Below are 15,858 nucleotides of genomic sequence, written 5' to 3' on the forward strand. Positions count from 1 at the left end.
TCCGGGAGACTTTCAAATGTTGCTGAGAATTGTTCCGGACAACACCAAAATCAAATTCATGTGGCTGCGGAAAGTCAGCTTTCCGCTGTCAATCGTACTGGTGATCGCCTCCATTGCCGCCTTCTTCACCGTTGGGCTGAACTACGGCATCGACTTCAAGGGCGGTACCATCATCGAAATCAAGACCGATGGTCCGGCCGATGTCGCCTCGATCCGTTCCGATCTGTCTTCCCTGAACCTTGGGGATGTCCAGGTGCAGGAATTCGGCGGGTCGGACGACATTTTGATCCGTGTTGAAGAACAGCCGGGTGGCGAGCTTGCTCAGCAGGCCGTTATCGGCAAGGTGCGAACCATTTTCGAAGGTCAGGAAGTGGATTTCCGCCGCGTCGAAGTTGTGGGCCCGCGTGTTTCGGGAGAGCTGGCTCAGGCAGGGGCAATCGCGGTTGCCGCCTCGTTGCTGGCGATCCTGTTCTACATCTGGTTCCGCTTCGAGTGGCAGTTTGCGGTTGGGGCCATTCTGACAACGGCAAACGACGTGGTCATAACCATTGGCCTGTTCGTCCTGCTGCAGCTTGATTTCTCGTTGTCCAGTATCGCGGCCGTTCTGACCATCATCGGTTACTCACTCAACGATACCGTGGTCGTTTATGACCGTATTCGCGAGAACCTGCGCAAATACAAGAAGCGGCCATTGACGGAAGTGCTCGACATGTCGATCAACGAGACGCTGTCTCGTACGACCATGACGTCACTCACGACGCTGCTGGCGCTTTTTGCGCTTTACATCTTCGGCGGTGAGGTCATCCAGTCGTTCACCCTGGCAATGATCTTCGGTATCGTGATCGGTACCTATTCGTCGATCTTCCTGGCGGCTCCTTTCCTGATCCTGTTCAATCTTCGTGCGGAGGCCATGTCTCCGAAGGACGACGATGGCGAAAAGGATCCAAAGGCGAAAGCGTCGGCTTAGGGACGGTACGATGGAAATCCGCGATGCGCATTTTCCCGGTCGGGCGCCGCTCGAAGCTTATGGCAATGGCGGCTTCCGGTTTGCCGGGATGTCTCATCGCGGATCCTTGTTATGCGTTCCGAGCGGAATCTACGGCTGGGACGTTACCGATGCGTCCGCCTTTACTCCTGAAGCCTTTCAGAAGGTTCTGGAAGAGCAGGAGGACATTGAAGTGCTTCTGGTCGGAACCGGCAAGGAACTTCGACCTTTGCCGGCAGAGCTGAAAACGCTGTTTCGGGAGGCGGGCATATTGTCCGACCCGATGTCGACAGGCGCCGCGCTTCGGACCTTCAACGTGCTTTTGTCGGAAGACCGGGCCGTCGCTGCTGCACTGATCGCTGTCGACTGAAGTACTTCAAAGGCTATCGGGCTTTATGACGACCGATTTTGACCATGCTGCCGATGTGGTTCGTCAATTTGACAAGGACCGCTATCTCAGTGCGTTGCTGGCACCAGAAGCCCATCGCAATGGACTGATGGCGCTCTATGCCTATAGCGCCGAGATTTCCCGTATTCGAGAACTGGTGTCGGAACCGCTTCCAGGTGAAGTTCGGCTACAATGGTGGCGAGACCTGCTCGAAGGCACGGAACATGGAGCTGTTGCGTCCAATCCGGTTGCCAATGCCTTGTTGCAGACGATCGACCGATACGAATTGCCGAAAGAAAGCCTTGTGGCAATGGCGGAGGCAAGGGTTTTCGATCTCTACAACGACCAGATGCCAAGTCTCAACGATCTGGAAGGTTACGCTGGTGAAACCGTTTCTGGGGTCATCCAGCTGGCCTGCCTTGTCTTGAATGATGGCAAGGAAGCCGGCACGGCAACGGCCGCAGGGCACGCGGGCGTGGCGTATGCGCTGACCGGTTTGATGCGCGCACTTCCTTGGCATGCGTCGCGGCAGCAGATGTATTTGCCGAAGGACGTCTGTGACCGGCACAATCTTGACGTCCAGACAGTGTTTCGAGGCGAAACGACGGCTGAACTTCGGGCTGTGCTTGCTGAAATGCGCGGCCATGTCCGCCATCACCTCGGCCGTGTACGTCAGGCGTCGAAGGATGTACCAACCGCCTGTCAGGCAGCCTACCTGCCACTGGTTCTTGTGGAGCCATTCCTGAAAAAACTGGAACGGGAAGACCTGGATCCGTTGAAGCAGGTCGAGGAGATGTCTCAACTCAGGCGACAATGGATACTCTGGCGAGCGTCCGGGAACGTACTGAAGGCCATCTGATACCGTACGGATTGATTTCCAGACATGCAAACAGGCGCTTTCCCGCGAGAAAAAGCGCCTGTTTGAAAATCATGAAAATGCAGTCGATCCGGCCGCACATGCCTGAACATGGGGCCAATCGGCACCGACTATTCGGCGGCCTGTTTCACAAGGCCCAACTTGGCCTGCCAGCCCGTGAAGTCCGTTTTCGCCCGATTGGTCATCGCAAGCTTCTTTGCACGGGTCTTGTCCTTGCCTTTCAGTCGCTTGCCGTTTTCATCCTTGTTTGGTGCGTCCACTTCGGGGAAGAGGCCGAAATTGACATTCATCGGCTGGAAAGAGCCCGGTTTGCCGGCACCTTCGTCCCGTGTGATATGTCCGCCGGTTATATGACCGAGCAGCGCACCCATGGCAGTCGTTGCGGGTGGCAGGACGATCTCCTGACCGCGGGCTTCAAGGACTGCAAACAGTCCGGCGAGGCAGCCGACGCTCGCCGATTCCACATAGCCCTCACAGCCGGTGATCTGACCGGCAAACCGCAGCCGAGGATCGGCTTTGAGCCGTAAGGTTCCATCGAGAACCTTCGGCGAGTTCAGGAAGGTGTTGCGGTGAAGGCCACCAAGGCGGGCAAATTGTGCGTTTTCTAGGCCTGGAATCATCCGGAAAATGTCGGCCTGGGCACCGTATTTCAGCTTTGTCTGGAAACCGACCATGTTGTAGAGCGTGCCGAGTGCATTGTCCTGACGCAGTTGCACAACCGCGTAGGCCTTCACTTGCGGATTATGCGCGTTAGTCAGTCCCATGGGCTTCATCGGGCCATGCCGAAGTGTTTCGCGGCCGCGGGCAGCCATGACTTCAATTGGCAGGCAGCCATCAAAGTAGGGCGTGTTTTCTTCCCATTCCTTGAAGTCCGCTGTTTCACCTTCAAGAAGCGCATCGATAAATGCTTCGTATTGCACCTTGTCCAGCGGGCAGTTGAGATAGTCCTTGCCAGTGCCGCCAGGCCCCACCTTGTCATAGCGGGACTGGAACCAGGCCTTGGAAAGATCAACACTTTCGAAGTGGACGATCGGTGCAATAGCGTCGAAGAATGCAAGAGCATCTTCCCCGCTTTTTTCCAGGATTGCCGCCGAGAGAGCCGGTGACGTCAGCGGTCCCGTTGCAATGATGACCTTTTCCCAGTCAGAGGGGGGCAGACCTGCGACTTCCTCACGCGAGATCGTCACATTTGGATGATTTTGAAGTGCGGTCGTTACGGCGTTGGAGAATCCGTCCCGATCCACGGCAAGTGCACTGCCGGCAGGTACCTGATGCGCGTCAGCGCAAGACATGATGAGAGAACCGAGCTGACGCAGTTCATGATGTATCAGGCCAACGGCGTTTTGCTCGGAATCGTCAGAACGAAAAGAATTCGAGCAGACAAGTTCGGCAAGACCTTCGGTCTGATGAGCATCCGTTTTGCGGACAGGGCGCATTTCGTGGAGGACGACGGGCAGTCCGGCTTGTGCGATCTGCCAGGCAGCCTCTGAACCGGCAAGGCCGCCGCCGATGATATGGATGGGGGTCATTTTGTGTCCCTGGGACTTGTTCCGGCCGCCTTTCGTCACCGACTTGCGGCAAGGTGGATCCGGACAATTGCTTTGCCGACCTGATTACAGGCAAAGTCGGGCAACCGCAATGTGCGCCATATCGATGTGACGGAATGGTCTGATGTCGGGCACCGATATGATTGCCGACAAAACAAAAAAAACGCCCGCCGGTGGGAGGAGGTACCGGCAGGCGCTTTTGGAGTTCCACGCATGGAGCGCGGAAGATGCGGTCATCAGGTTGGGAGGAGGATACCTTCTGACCGCGAAGCTTTGTTATTTCGCAGACATGCGCGCGTAGCGAGCGATGTCGGAGCGGGCAATGCCCAGGTCGTCCAGTTCGCGGTTGGACAGGTTGGACAGCTCGTCATAGGTCTGACGGAAGCGTTTCCAGTTATTGAATTTGCGAACAACAGTATCGATCATGGTTTAGGCCTTTCGCTATCTCATGGCCATGGCACCGCGGATCGGCGTCTGGCCCGTTCATCTCTTACAGGCTGGAAGATAGGTGTTTTGTGCAGTGCGAGGTAGAGGGGAAATCGCGAAGCTGATATGCAAAAAATGCAGATTAAAAAAGCCTTAATGGGGTTGAAATGGCAAAACGACCCGCATGCTTCGCATAGCTGTCATGATTTGAGTGTTCGCAGGTGCGAAATGAAAATGCAGTCGGGAGGGTTCCTTTCTACGGATCGATCCGTCATTTGGTATCGCCTGAAAACTCTAGACTGACCTGGTACGCACGGGTGATCTGCGCTGACGGAAGGCAGGCGGCGATAGACGGAGAAGGCGGTGGAGTTCACAAGACAGGTTGTCGATCTACCAGCCCTATCGAAAACATGGCATCGCAGCAAGCGAAGACTTCAAATTATCCGAATGCGACCCCGGCCCGGGTAACGACCCAGCTTGTGAAATCCTATTTTGTGCTGACTCGCATCGCTTGGGCGTTCTCACAGGGATTGCTTCGCTTGGAGGAATGAGCGAGCTGTCGCCGCAAGAGCAGAGACATCGACCTGGAGATAGTTCAACACATCCAGATATCGCACTTGGCGTTGGAGTGTCAGAATTTTGAGAACTCTTTTGCCTGACCAGACAGGCATGGGAGGAAATCAGGATGCCAGAAAAACGAACGCCCGCCAGCGGGAGGAGGTGCTGGCGGGCGACGTTTCGACGTGACAGGGCTGGGAGGAGGATGCCCTGCGTGTCACACGCCCGTCGGCTGGGAGGAGGATGCCTAGGGACGCGATCTCTTTATTTCATTCAGCCAATCTGACGACGCGCGACAAATTTGATGTCGCTGCGGCAGATGCCGAGGTCGGCAAGCTCACGGGCCGAAAGGCGGGACAATTCGTCAACCGCACGGCGGTAGCTCACCCAGTTGCTGTACTTTTGGCGCACGGTGTCAAACATCTTCTTATTCCTTAATTATCGAAACGCGTGTGCGTTCCGCGCCGTTGTTGTCCAATGATATATTTCACCACTCGAAATAAAAGAAGTGCCATCTCTGCATGCCTGACATGCGTTTGATGCAATGCAGCAAAGCTTGCGCGGCCAGATTCGAGATGATTCGTGGAACATGCGGAAATACATATGAAAAAGGCATGTGTGCGGTGCACACATGCCTGTCGTCACGTAACTGGAGACTGGTTAAGACCTATTCCGCAGCGTCGTGTGCCCGTTGCGGACGTCGCTGCAGCAGTTCCTGCAGGAATTGACCCGTGTAGCTTTCCGAAACCTCGGCAACGTCTTCAGGCCGCCCGGTAGCAACCACCGTGCCGCCACCGTCGCCTCCTTCCGGTCCCAGATCGATAATCCAGTCTGCCGTCTTGATGACTTCAAGATTGTGCTCGATCACCAGTACGGTGTTGCCCTGGTCGACCAGTTCGTGAAGCACTTCCAGCAGTTTTGCGACATCGTGAAAATGCAGGCCTGTCGTGGGTTCGTCCAGAATGTACAGCGTACGCCCCGTCGAGCGCTTGGAGAGTTCCTTCGCAAGCTTTACGCGCTGCGCTTCACCACCTGAGAGCGTGGTCGCCTGCTGGCCGACCTTGATGTAGCCGAGACCGACACGCGCCAGAGTCTCCATCTTGTCGCGCACGGCGGGTACTGCGGAGAAGAACACGGCGGCTTCATCCACGGTCATGTCGAGCACGTCGGCAATCGACTTGCCCTTGAACTCGACCTCGAGCGTTTCCCGATTGTACCGTTTGCCTTTGCATACGTCGCAAGTGACGTACACATCCGGCAGAAAGTGCATTTCGATCTTTATGACGCCGTCGCCCTGACAGGCTTCGCAGCGGCCTCCCTTGACGTTGAAGGAGAACCGGCCGGGCTGATAGCCTCTGGCCTTGGCTTCAGGCATGCCGGCGAACCATTCACGGATCGGGGTAAAGGCACCGGTGTAGGTCGCCGGGTTGGATCTGGGGGTCCGGCCGATCGGTGACTGATCGATGTCGATGACCTTGTCGAGCACTTCCAGGCCTTCGATGCGATCGTGCGGGGCAGGGTTGTCCCGCGCGCCATTGAGGCGACGAGCTGCGGCCTTGTAGAGCGTATCGATCAGGAACGTGGACTTGCCGCCACCCGACACACCGGTGACACAGGTAAACGTGCTGAGCGGCACGTCGACGTCAATGTCCTTCAGATTGTTGCCGCGGGCGCCGCGAACGGAGATCTTCCGCTTCTTGTTGATTTTTCTGCGCTCGTCGTTGCGCGAAACCATCATGGATCCAGACAGGTACTGCCCCGTCAACGAATTGGGATTGGCCATGATTTCGGAGGGTGTGCCCTTGGCGACGATCTGCCCACCATGGACGCCTGCTCCAGGTCCGACGTCGACAACGTAATCGGCAGTCAGCACCGCGTCTTCATCATGCTCGACCACAATCACCGTATTGCCGAGATCGCGCAGGTGTTTCAGCGTTTCCAGAAGACGGGCGTTGTCGCGCTGATGAAGGCCGATGGACGGCTCATCCAGTACATAGAGAACTCCTGTCAGCCCCGAGCCGATCTGCGAGGCGAGGCGGATACGCTGGCTTTCGCCACCTGACAGTGTTCCGGAAGAGCGGGACAAGGTGAGATATTCAAGGCCAACGTCATTCAGGAACTTCAGCCGCTCGCGAATTTCCTTCAGGATGCGGCCTGCGATTTCGCTCTGTTTGTCGTTCAGTTGCTCCGGCAGGGCTTCAAACCAGAGGCTTGCATCGCGAATGGAATGTTCGGTGATCTGACCGATATGCCTGCCGGCGATCTTGACGGCAAGCGCTTCCGGCTTCAGACGGAACCCGCTGCAAGCCGGGCAGGCATGATCGGATTGAAACCTTGCCAGTTCCTCGCGAACCCAGGTGGATTCCGTCTCGCGCCACCGCCGTTCGATATTGCCGATTACACCTTCAAAGGTCTTCTCTGTCCGGTAGCTGCGGACGCCGTCATCATAGACGAATTCAATCTTCGCATTGCCAGTTCCATGAAGGATTGCCTCGCGCACTTCCGAAGGAAGATCCTTCCAGGGCGTTGCCATGGACACCTTGAAATGACTGCAGAGTGCTTCCAGCGTCTGGGCATAATAAGGTGATGTCGACCCTGTCTTCGCCCACGGCAGGACAGCTCCTTCGCGCAAGGATAGCGAGTGGTCAGGAACAACCAGGTCTTCTTCAAAAGCGAGTGTCGTTCCAAGGCCATCACAAGTGGGGCAGGCACCGAAGGGATTGTTGAACGAGAACAGACGCGGCTCGATCTCCGGAATGGTGAAGCCGGATACAGGGCAGGCAAATTTTTCGGAAAAGATCAGCCGTTCCGGGTTGCCGTTCTCGTCGGTCTTGTCGGCAAATTCGGCAATTGCAATGCCATCGGCAAGTTTCAGCGCCGTTTCCAGTGAATCGGCAAGCCGACCGGAGATATCGTCACGCACGACGATACGGTCTACGACGACGTCGATATCGTGCTTGAATTTCTTGTCGAGGGCAGGGGCCTCGGAAATCTCATGGAAGGTTCCGTCGATCTTGACGCGCTGGAAACCCTTCTTCATCAGCTCGGCAAGTTCCTTGCGGTACTCGCCCTTGCGGCCGCGAACCATCGGCGCGAGCAGGTAGAGGCGGGCACCTTCTTCCAGCTCCAGAATGCGATCGACCATCTGGCTGACGGTCTGGCTTTCGATCGGCAGACCGGTAGCAGGGGAATAGGGAACGCCGACACGCGCAAACAAAAGGCGCATGTAATCGTAGATTTCCGTAACCGTTCCAACTGTGGAGCGCGGATTGCGGGACGTGGTCTTCTGTTCGATGGAGATTGCCGGCGACAGTCCGTCGATCTGGTCGACGTCCGGTTTCTGCATCATTTCCAGGAACTGACGCGCGTAGGCGGACAGGCTTTCCACGTACCGCCGCTGTCCTTCTGCATATATGGTGTCGAAGGCGAGTGACGACTTGCCTGAGCCAGACAGGCCGGTCATGACAATCAACTTGTCGCGGGGCAGGTCCAGGTCGACGCCCTTGAGATTATGCTCTCGTGCGCCACGGATGCTGATGACCCGTGTTGGGTCCGCCTTCCAGGCTTCTTCCGACTGCGATCCCTTGGCTGTCTTCATTGTCGTTCTTCCTGACCGCATGCGTCGCCCAAAGACGATTGTTGCTCTCGCATACGCTAAGATGGTCCATTGCCGATGATGTCTGTTTGCCCCGATATAGCAGTTTCGGGCGGAGCTTCCAGTGAGGCATTTTCATTATCGTGCCAGAGGCACTCGTCGATGCGATGCCTGATTGAATCGCTTTTACAGAAATGATAAGAACAAAACAAGTACATTAACGATTGCCGCGTCAGGAGCCGAGCAGAAATAGGTGACCGAAACCTCGCAGTTCATGAGATAATGTCCTGACAGAAAAATCGGGGCTTGATTGGAACAAAAGTGGAGCAAATTGTAACTTTGTGCAATCAAGGATTGTGTCTGTCGACTTTGCTCGAATTTTAGGCGGATGAACCAGGCAGCAGTTTGTGAGTTGCCTTGTGGAAAATGAGTGAAGCCTGGCGAAAATAGCGGCGAAGCTGTTGGCGTGCCGTTAGGGTTCTGGTTTCTAGCAGCAAAGCTTGCAACGTTGACCGTTTATCGACACGTGCCGGAGAAGCACACGAACATCGTCGGCGGGGTCAACGAAAAACAAACAGGAGTTCAGTATGGCGGGCAGCGTCAACAAAGTAATTTTGGTCGGCAATCTGGGAGCAGACCCGGAAATCCGCCGTACGCAGGATGGCCGCCCGATCGCCAATCTCCGGATTGCGACGTCGGAATCCTGGCGCGACCGCAACACCGGTGAGCGTCGTGAAAAGACGGAGTGGCACCGCGTCGTGATCTTCAACGACGGTCTTTGCAAAGTTGCGGAGCAATATCTGCGCAAGGGATCAAAGGTTTATCTCGAAGGCCAGCTTCAGACTCGCAAATGGCAGGATCAGTCCGGTCAGGACCGGTACTCCACCGAGATCGTGCTGCAGGGCTTCAACTCCAACCTGACCATGCTTGACGGCCGCGGCGAAGGTGGCGGTGCATCCGGCGGTCTTCCCGATTACGGCAATGACTCACAAGGCGGTGGCGGAGGCGGCTTCGGCGGCGGTGGTTCCGGTTCCGGCGGGAATTTCGGTGGTGGCTACGGCGGCGGTTCCAGCAGCGGTGGCGGTTACGGCGGTCCGTCCGGTGGCGGTGGCGGCCCTATGGACGACGAAATTCCGTTCTGATCTTTTTCTGCCCTACCGGGTGCGGTCCCATGCTTTGGGGCCGCGCACCAGGGTATGTTGATCAACCGCCGACGTTCGGGTCGTAAGGCGTGTTCGGGTCATCAACGCCGTCGTAATATTCCTTCGCACTGCCGAGACCACAGTGATAGACGGCTTCTTCTGCGCGTGTGTCGCCACCCGTAATCGGGGCGCCGTTGTGATGCGCGAATTCATGAATGATGGTGGCCAGCACCATCCACCTGCCCATTTTAAAGGCCCGGTCACCAACCGCGATTTCCCCTGAAGGAACGTGGATTTCCCCATGTAGCGGTGAAATGGTCGGTCCGTAATTCACCCAAATCGAGCTGTCGTTGATCATGTCCGACAAGCTTCGCCCCTTGGGCAGCGTCCGGAAATAGGCATTACATCCCGGGTTGTTCTTGACCATCTTGAAAAGCTTGTTTCTGGCCCATTTCAGCTTTGAATACTGGGAAGAGTTGAAACTTGTGTATTTCCAGATCGGTGACGAATGGTCACCAACATTGAATTGAAACGGCATTTGGCTCTCCGGTAATGTCTCACGTACTCGTGAAGCCGTAGATACCCCTTTGACGAAGAAGGCGGCGTGATGCCAATCACGCCAGGTAGTTTTTCCAAACAGCCGCAGTTCTGCCGTTTCTGGCACCGTGATGGTGGGCAGCTGTACTGTCAGCAACGAGGCAAAATCGTCACAGTCGCCTGATTTCAAACCTGTGTAGGACGGCGCCCCTTAACCATCTGATGAACCCTGTTATAGTATCAAACGGTTTACGGGCGCAGTTTCCGGGAATCGGGTCGCGGGGCCCGGTTGCACGGTAACTGCGTTGCCATATCACGCTCGGATGTAGAACATCCTCGGCGGATATGCCGAACAGCCTTCGATCCTTGCAGGGAAGCAATAAAACCCTGGTGACTTGGGCAAGGCGTCAGGTTCGAAAAGATTTAAAAAAAGCGGGTTTAGACAATGCGAGCGAATGCAATGGCACTGAGCGAATGTACCGGGAAAAAACCGAAACGTTCTGTCCTGGGGACGTCCCTCAGGGCTGGCTTGATGGCGACGGTGCTTTTTTCCGGTTTTAACCTGGTCTCGGTTGAGCCTGCTTCCGCGCAGGGGTTGTTCCAGCGTCTGTTCAATCCGGAAGCGCATCGCCGACAGCAGGAGCGTGAGCGCCAACAGGATCTTAGCAAGAAGGTCGTTACCGCAAAGGTCTCTGCGCCGCGCTACCTCAATTACACGGCCGACAGCTGGAAGAAGGTTTCGCTGGCTGAATTGTCGGAGATCAAGTCCGCCGAGGTGAAGCCTGATGTCCAGCCCGTTGAAACGACGGATGCCCCGAGCACCGAAAGCGATAGCCTGCCACAGGCTCCGGTCGTTCTGACCGCATTCGACACGGCGCGTCCGGCATTGAAAGACATGTCGCTCACCGTCCTTCCGGAAGTGGGTTCTGCAGTCATTTCATTCTATCGTGAGCATCCCGATTTCGTCTGGGTGAAAGACGGTAAGCCGACAGAAAAGGCAATCGCGGTCCGCAGCAGTCTCGCTGAAACAGGCAAATTTGCGCTGAACCCGGAAGACTATGTCGTCGATCTTCCCGTAACTGAAGGTCTTGAAGGTGAGGCACTCGATGCCGCTACGATGCGGTTCGAGATGGAGATGAGTGCAGCCGTTCTGACATATGTTCTGGATTCCAGGCGCGGCCGTGTCGATCCGAACCGGATTTCCGAATATCACGATCTGCCAAGGCATGAAGTCGATCTCGTTGCAGCCTTGGAAGGCTTCAAGGCAGCGGCCAATGCCGAAACAGCAGTTGCCAAAGCGCAGCCTCAGAGTGAACATTTCCGCAAGCTGACCGAAGAGTTGGCCCGCCTGCGAGCAGAAGATGAAGACGCCGACCAGATCGTCATCGCGCCCGGCACATTCCTGAAGGCTGGCAAATCCAGCCCTGAAATGAAGAACATCGTCGCCGCGATCGCCAAGAACGGCTCGGAGGAACTCAAGTCGGCTCACGAAGAGACGCTGACTGCCTATGATGGCGCTGAACTTTATTCTCCGGAACTCGTTAAGCTGGTGAAGGCTTTCCAGAAGGAAGCCAAGCTCACGCCGGATGGTATCATCGGCAAGAACACCATCAACGCGATGGTCGGCGAAACCAACGCGGCGAAGATCGCCAAGGTCGAACTGGCCATGGAGCGCAGCCGCTGGCTTCCCGAAGAGCTCGGCGAACGCAAGGTTTTCATCAACCAGGCTGCCTTCACCGCGACCTATACCGCGCCTGACGAAGCTCCATTGAGCATGCGGGTGGTTGTCGGCAAGAAGTCCAATCAGACCAACTTCTTCTACGACAAGATCGAAATCGTTGAGTACAATCCCTATTGGGGCGTGCCGTATTCGATCATTGTCAATGAAATGCTGCCGAAACTGGCCAACGACCCGAGTTATCTCGACCGCGCCGGTTATGAAGTAACGACACCAGGCGGCCGGCAGGTTTCGTCTTCCGCAGTCGACTGGTACGCGGTTGCTTCCAAACAGCAATCGGTCAACGTCCGCCAGTATCCGGGCAGCTCGAACGCGCTTGGCGAAGTCAAGATCCTGTTCCCGAACAGGCATCACATCTACATGCACGATACGCCGTCAAAAAACCTCTTCAACAAGGATATGCGCGCATACAGCCATGGCTGCATCCGTCTGCAGGATCCGAAGGCCATGGCCGCTGCGGTTCTCGGCAAATCCAAGGATTACGTGAGCTCGCGTATTTCGGGCGGTCAGAACCAGCAAGAACAGGTGACCGGCGATATTCCGGTTTATGTGTCCTACTTTACGGCGTGGCCTGAACTGGACGGGACGGTTGCCTTCTATACCGACGTCTACGACAGGGACATGCATCTGTTGAAGGCCATCGAGAAAACCGAAGCAGAGCGGGAAAAAGTCAGAACGTCCTGATCTGGGATAGCAGAACAACAAAAGCCGCCGAAGGGGTGACCTCCGGCGGCTTTTTTTGTTTGCCCTCTCCAAGAGGCAATATCAGGAAGCGCCACCGAGGCATTCCTTCAGAGAGCTTGAGAGCCCCTTCAGAAGTTGCGGATAAAGGTCCGGGCCATTTTCAAGATCGGTGCCCAGCGGGTCAAGCGTACCTGACCGAGCGCTGCTGCCTTCCAGAACAACCGAAACCAGCTTTGCGTCAAATTGCGGTTCCTGAAAAACGCAGCTTACGCCGAGGTCCCTGATCTTGCCCTGAATTTCCTGAATTCGGTCTGCACTCGCCAGAGCTTCCGGAGAAACGGTAACCGATCCACTGGCCTCGATTTCATAGTGATGTTCGAAATGATGATAGGCATCGTGGAAGACGATGAACTTTTTGTCTGCAAACGGAGCCAGTTCAGCGGAAATGTCCTGATCGAGTGACGCGATCCGCTTGGAAAAAGCCGCTGCATTCTTTTTATAGATTTCGGCGTTGGCAGGATCCTGTTTCGCCAGGGTATCTGCCATGATTTTTGCGATCTCTATGCCGTTTTCCGGGTTCAGCCAGATATGCGGATCGACAGCCCCGTGTGCCGCGTGCTGATGCTCTGCGTCGTGGTCGTGACCCGAGTGGTCATGGGCTTCGGCGTGGCTGTCGTCGTCATCATGTTCGTGGCCGGCATGTTCATGTTCGCCCTCTTCGTGATCATGTTCGCCGCCGGCGTGGTCGTGGTCATCTTCTTCTGCATGATCATGCGCATGCTCTTCGCCACTGTGCCCATCGTCGTGATCGTGATCATGGGCGTCGAAGCTGGCACCTTCGCGGATGTCGAGTTGATGAATTCCAGACGCATCGATCAGTTCGACCGTTACAGCATTCTTGGCCATGGTTTCGATCGGCTTCTTGAGCGAGGGAGCCAGTTCTGGCCCAACCCAGAACACCACATCGGCTCCCTGAAGTAGAAACGCCTGCGACGGTTTCAGCGCATAGCCATGAGGAGAGGAGGCACCGTCGACAAGGACATAGGGCGTCCCGACACCTTCCATAACGGCCGATGCGATGGAATGGATCGGTTTGATGGACGTGACGACACTGGGGGCGTCGGCGTGCGCATTCACTGTCAGGGTCACAAGTGCTGCTGCGGCGGGAGCCGTCAGATAAAGTGACCTGTAGGCGCTGTTCTTGATGGCGGAGAAGGTGAGGGGCATAGGTAGGCCTTCAGGATGATGTAATTTTATAACGTGTAATTTTATAACGTTCAAAAAACGGGTTTTCAAGTCCACTTTCGCCGGAATGTTGTCGAGAGCATCCGTCAACATCTTGGTTTGCAGCCGCCGTACAGATAAGCTTTAGAAAAATGCTGACGGATCAGAAGCTTCATGCACACCGGAACTGAAATACTTGCTGACAGTTTCCTGCGGCCTTTTCCGCCCAAGGCTGCGCAGCTGATCGTGACCATCTACGGCGACATCGTTGAACCGCGTGGCGGTGTGCTTTGGATGGGAGACCTGATCAGCCTTTGTGCCGGCTTCAGCGTTAATGAATCGCTTGTCAGGACAGCAGTGTCTCGCCTGGTTTCAAAAGGTCAGTTGAAAGGTGAGCGGGAAGGCAGGCGAAGCTTTTATGCCCTGACACCGGATGCCCGGGAAGAATATCACCTGGCTGCAGACTTGTTTTATGGCCCTGAGGATCCGGATTGTGGCTGGCTGCTGACTCGTTGTACGGAAGCCGCGGATCAGGCCGTTCTGATGCGGTTTGGTTTCGCGTCACTTGAGGGGAATGTCTACATCGGCGCCGACAGACCGGGACGCCCCGTCCTTGGTACCGCGTTTCGCGCGTCGGCTTTGAACCTGAAATCAGGTGAACTGGAAAAAATAGCTGCTTCCTCCTTCGGACTGGAGCTGCTGGCTCGGGACTACACAGGCTTTGTCTCCCACTTCAAACCCATGCAGAACCTGATCGCAGATGGTGTTGCACCTCCGTCTGCACTGTTGTTCCGACTGGCATTGGTGCATGCCTATCGCGGCATTCGCCTGCGGGATCCCCGCCTGCCACGCTCGGTCTTGCCGGCAGACTGGGCCGGATACGAAGCGCGTTCGTTATTCGCAGCGCTCTACGCGGGCCTTTCTCCGGCAGCCGACAGTTACATCGGTCGGAACTTGTTGAATCAGGACGGTCCACTACCGGCCACACCGGATGCGGTGCAGGAACGCATGCGGTCACTTTCCCTAACTGATTGAATTATAGTGTGTTTCGGCAATCATCTGAAACAGGCGACAAAACATCACAAAAATAATTAATTTCATGCTTTTTCTGTGATGTGTTGTGAGGTATCCTTTTGGAAATTCAACATGACGAAAGGAGGCGTCATGTATGCCCAGATGGTAAAAACCGACTCGACCAAAGTTCTCTCTCTCGCGGAGATGACTGACGAGGAAAGAGCCTTTCAGGAACGCATTGACCGTGGTGAGAAAATCGAACCCACGGACTGGATGCCGGAAGGCTATCGCAAGACCCTGATCCGTCAGATCGGTCAGCATGCTCATTCGGAAATTGTCGGCCAGTTGCCGGAAGGCAATTGGATAACCCGTGCGCCTACACTCGAGCGCAAGGCAATCCTGCTCGCCAAGGTTCAGGATGAGGCAGGCCATGGCCTTTACCTCTACTGTGCGGCTGAAACCCTCGGCGTCAGCCGGGACGAGTTGATCGAGCTGCTCCATGCCGGCAAAATGAAATATTCCTCGATCTTCAATTACCCAACCCTGACGTGGGCCGATATCGGTGCCGTCGGATGGTTGGTGGACGGCGCGGCAATCATGAACCAGGTGCCGTTGCAGCGGACGTCCTTCGGCCCGTACTCGCGGGCGATGATCCGTATCTGCAAGGAAGAAAGCTTCCACCAGCGCCAAGGCTACGACATCATGATGAAGATGGCGAAGGGTTCGGAAGCGCAGCGCCGCATGGCGCAGGATGCCTTGAACAGGTTCTGGTATCCGTCGTTGATGATGTTCGGTCCTTCCGACAAGGACTCTGTCCATTCCGCCCAGTCGATGGCCTGGAAGATCAAGATCAACACCAACGATGAGCTGCGCCAGAAGTTTGTCGATCAGACCGTTCCCCAGGCTGAGTATCTCGGGCTGACAGTTCCTGACGAGAACCTCAGGTGGAACGAGGAAAAGGGCGGCTACGATTTTTCCGAACCGGACTGGAGCGAGTTTTTCGAAGTTCTCAAGGGCAACGGTCCATGCAACCGGGAACGCATGGAAGCCCGGGTGACGGCATGGGAAGATGGTGCCTGGGTGCGTGACGGGTTGATGGCGCATGCTGACAAGCGGGTCGCTGCCAGAACCGCGGCCGAGTAA

Annotated in this window: 13 protein-coding genes; 7 read left to right on the top strand and 6 right to left on the bottom strand. The window is 55.9% G+C overall.

Annotated features, from left to right (window positions below; translation table 11 throughout):
- Positions 1–16: 16 nt before the first annotated feature.
- From secF to J7447_RS08255, 3 genes are read left to right on the top strand one after another with little or no spacing between them, the layout of a single operon-like run.
- Positions 17–967, top strand: a complete 951-nt coding sequence (gene secF / locus J7447_RS31260; RefSeq protein ID WP_062488805.1) for a protein translocase subunit SecF — start codon at positions 17–19, stop codon at positions 965–967.
- Between the two features lie 10 nt (positions 968–977).
- Complete coding sequence (locus J7447_RS08250) at positions 978–1,355, top strand: Mth938-like domain-containing protein (protein ID WP_286188988.1); 378 nt, start codon at positions 978–980, stop codon at positions 1,353–1,355.
- A gap of 25 nt (positions 1,356–1,380) precedes the next feature.
- Complete coding sequence (locus J7447_RS08255) at positions 1,381–2,232, top strand: phytoene/squalene synthase family protein (protein WP_209169296.1); 852 nt, start codon at positions 1,381–1,383, stop codon at positions 2,230–2,232.
- A 128-nt stretch (positions 2,233–2,360) separates the two neighbouring features.
- On the opposite strand, the gene trmFO is transcribed toward J7447_RS08255, so the two are convergent.
- From trmFO to uvrA, 4 genes are all read right to left on the bottom strand, one after another.
- On the bottom strand, positions 2,361–3,779 hold the full coding sequence (gene trmFO / locus J7447_RS08260) for a methylenetetrahydrofolate--tRNA-(uracil(54)-C(5))-methyltransferase (FADH(2)-oxidizing) TrmFO (protein WP_209169297.1): 1,419 nt from the start codon (positions 3,777–3,779) through the stop codon (positions 2,361–2,363).
- A gap of 294 nt (positions 3,780–4,073) precedes the next feature.
- On the bottom strand, positions 4,074–4,223 hold the full coding sequence (locus J7447_RS08265; protein WP_006933293.1) for a DUF1127 domain-containing protein: 150 nt from the start codon (positions 4,221–4,223) through the stop codon (positions 4,074–4,076).
- A gap of 831 nt (positions 4,224–5,054) precedes the next feature.
- Complete coding sequence (locus J7447_RS08270) at positions 5,055–5,204, bottom strand: DUF1127 domain-containing protein (protein ID WP_006933294.1); 150 nt, start codon at positions 5,202–5,204, stop codon at positions 5,055–5,057.
- 244 nt (positions 5,205–5,448) lie between these two features.
- Positions 5,449–8,379 carry an excinuclease ABC subunit UvrA gene (gene uvrA / locus J7447_RS08275; protein WP_022998707.1) on the bottom strand — a complete coding sequence of 977 codons (2,931 nt, stop codon included), beginning with the start codon at positions 8,377–8,379 and terminating at the stop codon, positions 5,449–5,451.
- A gap of 584 nt (positions 8,380–8,963) precedes the next feature.
- Between uvrA and J7447_RS08280 the strand changes: the two genes are divergently transcribed.
- The gene (locus J7447_RS08280) at positions 8,964–9,518 is read left to right on the top strand and encodes a single-stranded DNA-binding protein (protein WP_055654172.1); all 555 of its coding nucleotides are present in this window, start codon (positions 8,964–8,966) and stop codon (positions 9,516–9,518) included.
- Positions 9,519–9,579: 61 nt separating this feature from the next.
- On the opposite strand, the gene J7447_RS08285 is transcribed toward J7447_RS08280, so the two are convergent.
- A complete protein-coding gene (locus J7447_RS08285) occupies positions 9,580–10,056 on the bottom strand; it encodes a hypothetical protein (RefSeq protein WP_022998705.1) in 477 nt (158 codons plus the stop codon).
- Between the two features lie 531 nt (positions 10,057–10,587).
- On the opposite strand from J7447_RS08285, the gene J7447_RS08290 reads away from it, so the two are divergent.
- On the top strand, positions 10,588–12,477 hold the full coding sequence (locus tag J7447_RS08290; protein WP_209169298.1) for a L,D-transpeptidase family protein: 1,890 nt from the start codon (positions 10,588–10,590) through the stop codon (positions 12,475–12,477).
- An 81-nt stretch (positions 12,478–12,558) separates the two neighbouring features.
- Here J7447_RS08290 and J7447_RS08295 read toward each other — a convergent pair whose 3' ends face one another.
- The gene (locus J7447_RS08295) at positions 12,559–13,704 is read right to left on the bottom strand and encodes a zinc ABC transporter substrate-binding protein (protein ID WP_168686872.1); all 1,146 of its coding nucleotides are present in this window, start codon (positions 13,702–13,704) and stop codon (positions 12,559–12,561) included.
- 171 nt (positions 13,705–13,875) lie between these two features.
- On the opposite strand from J7447_RS08295, the gene J7447_RS08300 reads away from it, so the two are divergent.
- Together J7447_RS08300 and paaA are read left to right on the top strand one after the other, a co-directional pair.
- On the top strand, positions 13,876–14,736 hold the full coding sequence (locus J7447_RS08300) for a PaaX family transcriptional regulator C-terminal domain-containing protein (RefSeq protein WP_209169299.1): 861 nt from the start codon (positions 13,876–13,878) through the stop codon (positions 14,734–14,736).
- A 129-nt stretch (positions 14,737–14,865) separates the two neighbouring features.
- Complete coding sequence (gene paaA / locus J7447_RS08305) at positions 14,866–15,858, top strand: 1,2-phenylacetyl-CoA epoxidase subunit PaaA (protein ID WP_022998701.1); 993 nt, start codon at positions 14,866–14,868, stop codon at positions 15,856–15,858.

Origin of the sequence: Labrenzia sp. R5_0 (assembly GCF_017743835.1) — a bacterium.
GTDB classification, from domain to species: Bacteria; Pseudomonadota; Alphaproteobacteria; order Rhizobiales; family Stappiaceae; genus Roseibium; species Roseibium algicola.

What these genes read in the sequence shown, in the direction of transcription:
- paaA (WP_022998701.1), top strand. Translation starts at nt 14,866, where the DNA reads ATGTATGCCCAGATGGTAAAAACCGACTCGACCAAAGTTCTCTCTCTC.
- uvrA (WP_022998707.1), bottom strand. Translation starts at nt 8,379, where the DNA reads ATGAAGACAGCCAAGGGATCGCAGTCGGAAGAAGCCTGGAAGGCGGAC.
- J7447_RS08280 (WP_055654172.1), top strand. Translation starts at nt 8,964, where the DNA reads ATGGCGGGCAGCGTCAACAAAGTAATTTTGGTCGGCAATCTGGGAGCA.
- J7447_RS08300 (WP_209169299.1), top strand. Translation starts at nt 13,876, where the DNA reads ATGCACACCGGAACTGAAATACTTGCTGACAGTTTCCTGCGGCCTTTT.
- secF (WP_062488805.1), top strand. Translation starts at nt 17, where the DNA reads ATGTTGCTGAGAATTGTTCCGGACAACACCAAAATCAAATTCATGTGG.
- J7447_RS08270 (WP_006933294.1), bottom strand. Translation starts at nt 5,204, where the DNA reads ATGTTTGACACCGTGCGCCAAAAGTACAGCAACTGGGTGAGCTACCGC.
- J7447_RS08265 (WP_006933293.1), bottom strand. Translation starts at nt 4,223, where the DNA reads ATGATCGATACTGTTGTTCGCAAATTCAATAACTGGAAACGCTTCCGT.
- J7447_RS08250 (WP_286188988.1), top strand. Translation starts at nt 978, where the DNA reads ATGGAAATCCGCGATGCGCATTTTCCCGGTCGGGCGCCGCTCGAAGCT.
- J7447_RS08290 (WP_209169298.1), top strand. Translation starts at nt 10,588, where the DNA reads ATGGCGACGGTGCTTTTTTCCGGTTTTAACCTGGTCTCGGTTGAGCCT.
- J7447_RS08295 (WP_168686872.1), bottom strand. Translation starts at nt 13,704, where the DNA reads ATGCCCCTCACCTTCTCCGCCATCAAGAACAGCGCCTACAGGTCACTT.
- J7447_RS08285 (WP_022998705.1), bottom strand. Translation starts at nt 10,056, where the DNA reads ATGCCGTTTCAATTCAATGTTGGTGACCATTCGTCACCGATCTGGAAA.
- trmFO (WP_209169297.1), bottom strand. Translation starts at nt 3,779, where the DNA reads ATGACCCCCATCCATATCATCGGCGGCGGCCTTGCCGGTTCAGAGGCT.
- J7447_RS08255 (WP_209169296.1), top strand. Translation starts at nt 1,381, where the DNA reads ATGACGACCGATTTTGACCATGCTGCCGATGTGGTTCGTCAATTTGAC.